Origin of the sequence: Arthrobacter sp. ISL-65 (genome assembly GCF_018613795.1) — a bacterium.
Classification (GTDB): Bacteria; Actinomycetota; Actinomycetes; order Actinomycetales; family Micrococcaceae; genus Arthrobacter.
In genome coordinates this window covers 2716-10901 of the sequence record NZ_JAGGPN010000029.1, presented here as the reverse complement: position 1 = coordinate 10901, position 8186 = coordinate 2716, and the positions used below count along the sequence as shown (strand labels likewise).

At 65.4% G+C, this 8186-nt stretch carries 9 protein-coding genes and 3 pseudogenes; 8 read left to right on the top strand and 4 right to left on the bottom strand.

Annotated features, from left to right (window positions below):
* The 3 genes and pseudogenes from J7I85_RS12510 to J7I85_RS25030 all read left to right on the top strand — a co-directional run.
* On the top strand, positions 1-820 hold an 820-nt coding region (locus J7I85_RS12510; protein ID WP_251024293.1), incomplete at its 5' end, for an Ig-like domain-containing protein.
* Positions 821-876: 56 nt separating this feature from the next.
* Positions 877-1203, top strand: a pseudogene (locus tag J7I85_RS25535) (Ig-like domain-containing protein); the annotation flags it as partial.
* Positions 1200-1532 (top strand): Ig-like domain-containing protein, encoded by a 333-nt coding sequence (locus tag J7I85_RS25030; protein ID WP_251024294.1) that lies wholly within the window; start codon positions 1200-1202, stop codon positions 1530-1532. The pseudogene J7I85_RS25535 and the gene J7I85_RS25030, both read left to right, overlap by 4 nt.
* A gap of 617 nt (positions 1533-2149) precedes the next feature.
* On the opposite strand, the gene J7I85_RS12495 is transcribed toward J7I85_RS25030, so the two are convergent.
* Entirely contained in the window at positions 2150-2410 is a 261-nt protein-coding gene (locus J7I85_RS12495; protein WP_214852173.1) for a helicase associated domain-containing protein, read from the bottom strand.
* Positions 2403-2804: a hypothetical protein gene (locus tag J7I85_RS12490; RefSeq protein ID WP_214852171.1), complete on the bottom strand. Its 402-nt coding sequence runs from the start codon at positions 2802-2804 to the stop codon at positions 2403-2405. Before J7I85_RS12490 ends, J7I85_RS12495 begins: the two co-directional genes overlap by 8 nt.
* Positions 2805-3269: 465 nt before the next feature.
* Between J7I85_RS12490 and J7I85_RS12485 the strand changes: the two genes are divergently transcribed.
* From J7I85_RS12485 to J7I85_RS12475, 3 genes and pseudogenes are all read left to right on the top strand, one after another.
* A complete protein-coding gene (locus J7I85_RS12485) occupies positions 3270-3698 on the top strand; it encodes a hypothetical protein (protein WP_214852163.1) in 429 nt (142 codons plus the stop codon).
* An 87-nt stretch (positions 3699-3785) separates the two neighbouring features.
* The gene (locus J7I85_RS12480; RefSeq protein WP_214852161.1) at positions 3786-4136 is read left to right on the top strand and encodes a DUF3846 domain-containing protein; all 351 of its coding nucleotides are present in this window, start codon (positions 3786-3788) and stop codon (positions 4134-4136) included.
* An 835-nt stretch (positions 4137-4971) separates the two neighbouring features.
* Positions 4972-6009: pseudogene (locus J7I85_RS12475) on the top strand (IS110 family transposase); the annotation flags it as partial.
* A gap of 90 nt (positions 6010-6099) precedes the next feature.
* Here the strand turns inward: J7I85_RS12475 and J7I85_RS12470 are convergent.
* Positions 6100-6381 (bottom strand): helix-turn-helix domain-containing protein, encoded by a 282-nt coding sequence (locus J7I85_RS12470; RefSeq protein ID WP_056630244.1) that lies wholly within the window; start codon positions 6379-6381, stop codon positions 6100-6102.
* On the bottom strand, positions 6378-6782 hold the full coding sequence (locus tag J7I85_RS12465) for a VOC family protein (RefSeq protein ID WP_214852159.1): 405 nt from the start codon (positions 6780-6782) through the stop codon (positions 6378-6380). Before J7I85_RS12465 ends, J7I85_RS12470 begins: the two co-directional genes overlap by 4 nt.
* 439 nt (positions 6783-7221) lie before the next feature.
* Between J7I85_RS12465 and J7I85_RS12460 the strand changes: the two genes are divergently transcribed.
* Both J7I85_RS12460 and J7I85_RS12455 read left to right on the top strand, forming a co-directional pair.
* Positions 7222-7425 carry a cold-shock protein gene (locus J7I85_RS12460; RefSeq protein ID WP_214852158.1) on the top strand — a complete coding sequence of 68 codons (204 nt, stop codon included), beginning with the start codon at positions 7222-7224 and terminating at the stop codon, positions 7423-7425.
* A 522-nt stretch (positions 7426-7947) separates the two neighbouring features.
* Positions 7948-8186: pseudogene (locus J7I85_RS12455) on the top strand (hypothetical protein); the annotation flags it as partial.

Here is an 8186-nt window from a genome sequence, read left to right as displayed (position 1 = left end):
CGGTGCCGTAGTCGGCACCGCTGCGAACCTCGTCCCGCAGGATGACCCGGCCACTCCCGGTTTTGACGGGATGGCGGAAGTCAACCATCCAGGTGGTGGGTGCTGGCAAGGCGTCACGCCCGACATCCGCCCTGGAGACGTGGTACTCGTCCAGACGGCAGCGGGCGGGGACCAGACGACGGCCGCAAATGTCACGGTCACCCAGCCGGCCACGAAAGTCAACGCCTCCACGGTGGTCATGAAAGGAACCGCTGTCGCGGCCGGCGGCGGCCAGATCCCCATCGATCAGCTGGAGGCCCGTGTCGTGGCCAACAAACAGGCATTTGCCCTGAACGGGCGCCGGACGATCCGCGCCGGGAGCGCGGCCAAGGACGGCGGCACCCTTACCTACGACGGCCCGGAGCTGACGACCTGGACTGCCACGTGGCCCAACATCGGCGGCGTCAGTCCGGTTGACGGGATCTCTGACGCCGACAGGGCCACATCACCCACCAATGCCGAAAGCCGGGGCCTGTGGCTGGGAGTGAATCCCGGAACCACAGCCGAGGGCACCATCTTCGAGTTCGGACAAATCGGCGGGCCCGCCGCGCCCTGCACCGCCCCATTCGCCAAGGGGCCGTCCGTCCCCGACATGACAGCCGCGGCGGACACAGGTGTCTCGTCCACGGACAACATCACACGACTCACCACCCCCACCTTCACCGGAGCCATTGCACTGCCCGATGCCACGGACGTGAACCTCTACGTGGACGGGGTGTCCAGAGGCACGGCAACAGTCGCCGCGAACGGGAGCTACTCGCTGACCCGACATCGGCGCTGACCGCCGGCCGGCACTCGATCACCGCCAGCGAGTTCGCAGCCGGCGGCACGGAAACCATGTCCGCCGGCGCCCTCACGGTCACGATCGACACGGTCGGACCCGTGCTTACCGGAAAGGCACCGGCAGCCAACGCAATGGGAATCAGCCAGACCGGGAACATCACGGCCAGCTTCAACGAAGCCATCTCCGGGCTGAGCGGCGCGTCCTTCACGCTGAAAAACAACCTTGGAGCCGCTGTTGCGGGTGCGGTGAGCTGGAACGCCGCGACGCGGGTTGCCACGATGAACCCGACGGCGACCCTCGCCGCGGACAAGCGGCACACCGCGGCCCTCACAACAGCCATCAAGGACCTGGCCGGCAACCCCCTCGTCCCGGCAACCTGGGCAATCACCACCGGCCCGCGACCGGTTGTGACGGCCAGGACGCCAGGGGTGAACGCGGCCGGTGTCAGCCGGGTCGCCATGTCACCGCGACCTTCGGTGAGGCCGTCAGCGGCCTCCCCGGCGGAACCTTCGCTCTCAGAAACGCCGCCACCGGGGCACTCGTTAGCGCTGCAGTGAGCTACAACGCAACGACCCGGACGGCAACGCTGAACCCGACCGTGACCCTCGCCGGACGCACGAAATACACGGCTGTACTGTCCGCCGGCATCCGCGACGCCGCGGGCAACCCGCTCGTCGGAACCTCATGGAGCTTCACCACCGGCCCCTAACCGGAAGGAATCTGAGACTTCATCCGGCCCGGTGCCACCCCACGGTGATACCGGGCCGGACCCCTGCCGCCCCACAAATCCCTTTGCAGCCGGCTCCAAAGGCGGCGACGGTTTGCCCCTTCTGCCTGCCGGAAGATGAAGCCGGCCACGCCAGGGAAGCCTGCACTGTTGGAGCGCGGCGCGTAGATGCTGGCCTTCGCTAGGCGTACTAGGGTCGGCCAGTTTGTGGAACTGGCCGGAGAGCTTGTTCTGTATGTTTGGCTATACCTCGAGGGCGCGCATCGTTCTGGGCTCACACGGTGGCCCGATGACTGCACTTCAGGGCTGTTCAGGCAGGTGCGCAGGCGATCCAAGCTTTTTACCTCACCCGCCCGAGACCAAGGAGTCCCTTTAGGGCCGATGCTCTAAAAGAGTCCGCGCCAGACGTCGGCAAGTACGGGTCCAAACATAATTATCAGCGCCCAAACCCCGGCCGCGACGAGGACGAGAACGACGATGAAAATCACCCAAAGTCCAATCGGACGCTGTTTCTGCGTGCCATCATTCACAGCAACGATCCAGGTGGTTCAAAGCTTTGCACAGAAGCCCCGGAGAAAACCTCAAGCAGTTGCCGGGAGCTAGCCGGAAGGCTGAATGCTGTTCCGGGGTTTGCGGCCGCGTTGCCGGCCGGTGCGCCAGCCCGGCACTGCCTCATCCAGCGCCCGGATCTTGGCCGGGTCCAGCTCGCCGCGGCGAGCCTTTTGGCGCTGGGAATGCAGCCAGACCCCGAGATCGTGTTCCTCATCGGTCATGGAGGACTTGTGCAGGGGCCAGTCATTTCCCGCAGCGTGATATGCCGCCAGGTCGGTGAGCCTGTTCTGCCACCTGGCCTCATCCACAACAGAGCGTGGAGGGCGTTGCCAGCCCGTCGTGGATGGCCGGTGCGAGCGTCCCGGCCGCGGCGTCGCGGCGGCGCCGCTCCAGCCAGGACGCCAACGCGCGTTCATCGCTGGCGTTGGCAGTGCGGGAGGGGTAGCGGCCCGTTTCCTGGACCAGGGCCACGAGCTCGCGCATCTGCGCCTGCCCCTGAGGACTCACCCGGGGCGGTGCGTTGCTGGCGGCTTTCTCGTGGGCGGCCTGCAGTTCGGGGTCCGCGGCCAGCGCCACGGACAAGTGGTATCCCACCGTTTGGGCGGGCGCGCACGTGAGCATGGCGATCCGGGAGCGGGTCAACCCACCCCGGTACATCAGCACCCACTCCGCATTCGGAGCCGCACCACGCTGCCTGGTCACGGCACCATCCTGCCACCAGCACCGCCGGACAACCGGACCTGAACGCACCAAAACGGGGGCAGGGAGTGCCCAACATTGCTCGCAGGGCTCGCACCGATACGGTCGTCCGCTGGCGCGGCCGGCTGTTGGGTCCAGTGCTGTCCGTCGCAGGGCTCCGGCCATCCCCGGCCCTGGTTGTCTACGACGTTTTTTGTCTGCTGTCCTTCTGATTATCGTGCCCGCTCCGGCCCCATCCAGCACCTCCTTCGTCGGGGCCTGCGGGACGCACAATCGGCTCCGGCGCTCCTTCGTCGCTTATTTCCTGCGCAGATTGCACGTCCCTTGCCCTGCGGGTGGACAGGGCCTCCGTCGGGCACAGCTCCGCAAGCTTCGCCAGCAGGCAAAAACAACGGGGGAGAAGGGGAAGCTGGCCGGTCACCCACCGCACCCCGCCCACCAAATCCTCAGCAAAGGACGAAAAACACCATGAACGAAACCACCACCACAGAGGTCGTTACGGCCGACACCGGCGAAACCATCCCCGGCGCGACAGTCCTCGGAGACTTCCACTGCGGCGACGGCTACGAGTGGATCGACGCCATCGCCGAAGAGGGCTGGGCGGCACTGCCGAACTGGGGGAGCGAAGGCTGGGACCTGGGCCAGTGGCCCTACGTCATCGTCGCCGCGACCCGCACGGCCGACAGGATCGGCAACCTGTTCGGCGTCGCCACCTACTGCGAGGGCGACGTGAGCTGCAGGTACTTCCGCACCAAGCGGGCCCAGTGGGAAGCGATCACCGAGCAGGCGTTCTTCTCGTGGAAGAACGGGCAGGCCACCGGCCCGGCCGACCTCCCGGCGGCCGCCGCCGAACTGCCCAGCCGCGACCGCGCACCGTACCCCGGCTGGACCGCGTAGCCAGCACCCAAACCCTGCACTCCTTTACTCACATGAGTAAAGGAGTGCAGGACCCCAAGCCTTCAGCCCAAACAAAGGAACACGACCATGAGCACCACCTGCACCGCCCTGATCGTCCCGGCCCGCCTGTCCCAACCCGTACACATTGAAACCATTTACGCGTCACTGGCCACCCTGCAGACCCTGGTCGAAGGGAACATCGAAGCCATCACCCGCGGAGACTGGCATGCCTACCTGAACGAGGAGGGCAAGATCATCCACCTGCCCCCGAACATCCGTGCCGGGCACCTCCTGCGCGAAACCGGCCTGTACCTCGCGGCCATCTTCTGCGGGAACGTCGTCTTCCTCGGTGAGGGGGACCACGGGGCAGAAGCGGACGCCCCGGAGTACCTGATCCGGCTGGCCGAAGAGCTGTTCGACACCCAGCTGGCGGCCTAGCTCACCCTTCACCTTCCCGGCCCTCATTTACCCAAATGGGTGCCGGGAAGAGTCAGGTGCGCGGAAAAGCCCGGGCGGGCCGCCGCAGGGTGCAGCTTCCGCTGTGGTCACCGGCGGCCCGCCCATACCGGACGTCCGCAGTACATCACCTTGTCGCGCCGGGCTGCGGCAGGGGAGCGGCCGGCTAGCGTCGAATCGTGCAACAGGTTGTATCAAGGCATGCTCGCAGGGCTCGCACCCACAATGGCGTCCGCTGGCGCGGCCGGCTGTTGGGTCCAGTGCTGTCCGTCGCAGGGCTCCGGCCATCCCCGGCCCTGGTTGCCTACGGCGTTTTTTGTCTGCTGTCCTTCGGATTATCGTGCCCGTTCCGGCCCCATCCAGCCCCTCCTTCGTCGGGGCCTGCGGCCCGCACAATCGGCTCCGGCGCTCCTTCGTCGCTTATTTCCTGCGCAGATTGCACAAGCCTTGCCCTTCGGGTGGACAGGGCCTCCGTCGGGCACAGCTCCGCAAGCTTCGCCAGCAGGCAAAAAACAACTGTGAGTCTTTACATGGCTGGTCTGGGACTAGCTGGCAGTGTTGATGCCGGTCGTTCTGCCTGGTGCGTGACTCGAAAAAACAATTGCCCCTCGAGGTGCGTTTCCTCCGATTTGTCCACGTTGGGTGGAGCGGCCGGCGCTGACCTGTCCCACGTCGGTGGCTTGATTAGAAGCTTGCCCAGCCTCTGAGGTTGTGGCTCATCACAGTTTTGCCTCGGGGTGACTCTTCCCAGGTCCGGCGCCGGTCGTGCTGCGGCCATTCTTGCCCGTTCGAAAGGAAGGAGGGTGGTGCGTTAACTATCGTTTCGCAGACCCGCCCGTTCGTCATCGGCGTGGACTGTCACGCCCGCACCCACACTTACGCCATCATCGAGGCCAGCACTAAGCGACAGGTCGCGTGCGAGCAGTTCCCGACCACCTCGGCAGGGATTTCACGCGCACTCGCCTGGGTAGGCCGAAGGACAGACGGCGATATGGGGTGTCTTTGGGCTGTTGAGGGTATCGGCTCATATGGGGCCCGTCTGGCCAAGGCAGTAACGGACGCCGGTTACGACGTCGCCGAAGCTCCACGGATGAACGCCCGAGGCCGTCGGGGGCTGGGAAAATCCGACCCGCTGGACGCCACCGCCATCGGAACCGCCGTCCTTGGCTTGGAGGAGTCCCAACTCCGGGTTCCGCGCCGGGATGAAGGAACCCGTGCCGGACTCAGGATCCTGAGCGCAGCCCGGGATCAGCTGACTCGGGAACGAACAATGAACGTAAATGCACTCATCGCCCTCCTCCGGGCACATGACCTCGGAGTCGACGCCCGTAAGCCTCTGGTTCCCGCGCAGATCGCTGCGATCACTAGATGGCGGGAACGGCAGGAGCAGATGGAACTAGCGATTGCTCGGGAGGAAGCGGTTCGGTTGGCGCGCCGCGCTCTCGAAGTGACCACTCAGCTGGCGGCTAATCAGAAGCGCATGACTGAGCTAATTCAGCAAAGTCCCGCCGCCCCGCTGCTGGAGATGGTGGGCGCTGGCGCCGTTTCAGTCGCTGCCGTCCTGACGGCTTGGTCGCATCCAGGAAGGGTTCGCAGCGAAGCTGCCTTCGCGTCACTGGCAGGGGTAAATCCCTTGCCAGCCTCAAGCGGTAACACTGTCCGTCACCGGCTCAACAGGGGCGGTGACAGGCGCCTCAACCGAGCCTTGCACACCATCACCATGACCCGGATGGTTCACCATCCCGGAACACGGGACTACGTCGCCAAACGCACCCGAGAAGGCCCCGGCTACCGCGAAATCCGAAGATCCCTCAAGCGCTACCTTGCCCGAACCCTCTACCGTCAGCTCAACACCCTTTACGCCTCTATGGATCCAGCCCGCCCAAGTGTTGCAGGGGCAGAGCCCAGCCAACTCGTCGGAGCGTATCGTGATTCCGCGCCACGCCTAGGCCTCATCGCTGCCCCAGCGTCCTAGAGCGATGATCGCCTCACGCAAGGCAAGCCCGCGGTCGGTCAGCGCGTAGGCCCGGGTGTTGTGCCGGAGGGGCAGACGGGACAGTACCCCGGCCGCTTCGAGCTCGCGCAGGCGGGTCGCGAGAATGTTGGTCGGCACTCCGAGGTCGCGCTGCAGATCGCCGTAGCGCTGCGGCCCGTCGAGCAGCCGCTCCACGATGAGCAAGGCCCACCGTGCTCCCACGATATCGAGGGCCGCGGCGAGGTCGCTCACTCGGTCGGATCGGCGTCCGGTTTCATCCAAAACGGCGAGTAGTGGTAGCCGTCAGGGTCGTCGAACTGGCGCTGGTACATGAAGGGGTAGTCGTCGATATCACCGATCCGCCCGCCGGCGGCACCGGCGCGCTCGACGAGCTCATCGACCGCCTGACGGCTGCCGAGGTCGAACGAGACCGTGACCTTCGAGGGCGTATCGGGTCCGCCGACCAGCTCCTCGGCGCCGCCGACGCTCGCATACATCTCGCGACTGCCGAGCATGACGTACTGCTCGGGCGCGATCGCGAAGCATGACACGTTGTGATCGGACATTTCTGGGTTGAGGGTCCAGCCCAGGGCGGTGTAGAAGGCGGTCGCGCGCCCGACGCTCTCGACCGGGCAGGTGATGAAAAGGCTCATGCGGCTCATACTTGCAAAATGCAAGTGCGACGTCAAGATCTCGGCCGCGCGGTCCGCAACTTGCAGGCGTGTAGAAGCACGTTCAGAGGCACGCGGGATCTCGTTCACGTTTCGAGCTGTGACTTCCAGCGGTAAATGGCCGCGTTTTGGCGGCGCTATTTGTCGCGCTCCCAAGGGCCAGCTAAAAATTGTCTCGAAACCCTAGGGATTCGGGACGCAAGGGTTATGAGGCACCGCGCCAAGCCTAAGATCTGCCCTTCGACGGACTACTCCCTTGCCGATGCCGCCGTTCTCCGCACTTCGCCTGGGCCCAGATGTGAGCGCAAGGGCTTTGGCCCGCTTGCCCTCCCGGTGATGGTGCCCGTAGGTTGTGGGATGCGGACGACGGTGTCCGTTACGCCGGCCGTTGGCGGGCAGAGTAGCAGAAGGGGGAACAGACATGGCTTCAGGAACGGTCAAGTGGTTCAACGCCGAAAAGGGCTTCGGGTTCATCTCTCCGGACGACGGGTCCGGGGATATCTTCGCCCACTACACAGGGATCGCCCGTGACGAATACCGCTCCCTGGAGGAAAACCAGAAAGTCCACTACGAGGTCGGGCACGGAGCGAAGGGCCCTGTCGCACAGAACATCCGCGTGCAATAGCGCTAAGGACTCCCTAGGCCACTGCCATGTCCGGCTCCCGCCTGCCCGGAGGCCTGGTCGGAGTAATAGGGTCCGGTCGGGCTCGTCCGCCGCCGGCCTGCTGGCCGAGGCCGATGATGAAATGGCCGGCATGGTCTCCGGAGCCTCGGCATACCTGATCAAACCCTTTCGGCCCAAGCAACTCACCGAGGCAGTGAACAGGCTCGGCCCTACAGGCACTCTGACCGCCCACGGCCTGGAAACGGGGCAGCTAACCGCGGTCCGGATCCGGCGCCAGTGGACCGTCCAGTTTCGGCGTCCCGTCAGGCTTCCCGCAGTTGCGCCGGTCCCTTCCGTTCACCCCGGTCATCCCCGGGTCCGCGGGAGCGTTCCCTGGAGCTGGTGTACTGAGCTGCGTGGGGGACCCTTCTTCGCGGCTCAGGGACTTTCCTGCCCAGACAAAGAGCTCTGTCGCTCCGCCGGGATCGCGGATAGAATCCGACACACGCTGCTCGGGTGCACTGCTTCCAGGAAGGATCCCCAATGTCTGAGAACAACGAATCCGATGCCCGCAAAGATGACGTCGACACACCGAACCCTGCGGTAGAAGGTGAGAGCGGCCAATACGCTTCCGGTGACCATGGAGATGCGGGAAAGCTGGACGCCGGCACGGGACTGAAGGGTGCCGGTGAGTACGCCGAGGGTGACTACGGAGAAGCCGGTTCGGTAGACACTGCCGCTGGCCTCAAGGGTGCCGGTGAGTACGCCGAGGGTGACTACGG

Bases quoted from the DNA above. Each gene is read 5' to 3' on its own strand.
- J7I85_RS12485 (WP_214852163.1), top strand. From the start codon at position 3,270: ATGAACGAAACCACCACCACAGAGGTCGTTACGGCCGACACCGGCGAA.
- J7I85_RS12480 (WP_214852161.1), top strand. From the start codon at position 3,786: ATGAGCACCACCTGCACCGCCCTGATCGTCCCGGCCCGCCTGTCCCAA.
- J7I85_RS12465 (WP_214852159.1), bottom strand. From the start codon at position 6,782: ATGAGCCTTTTCATCACCTGCCCGGTCGAGAGCGTCGGGCGCGCGACC.
- J7I85_RS12460 (WP_214852158.1), top strand. From the start codon at position 7,222: ATGGCTTCAGGAACGGTCAAGTGGTTCAACGCCGAAAAGGGCTTCGGG.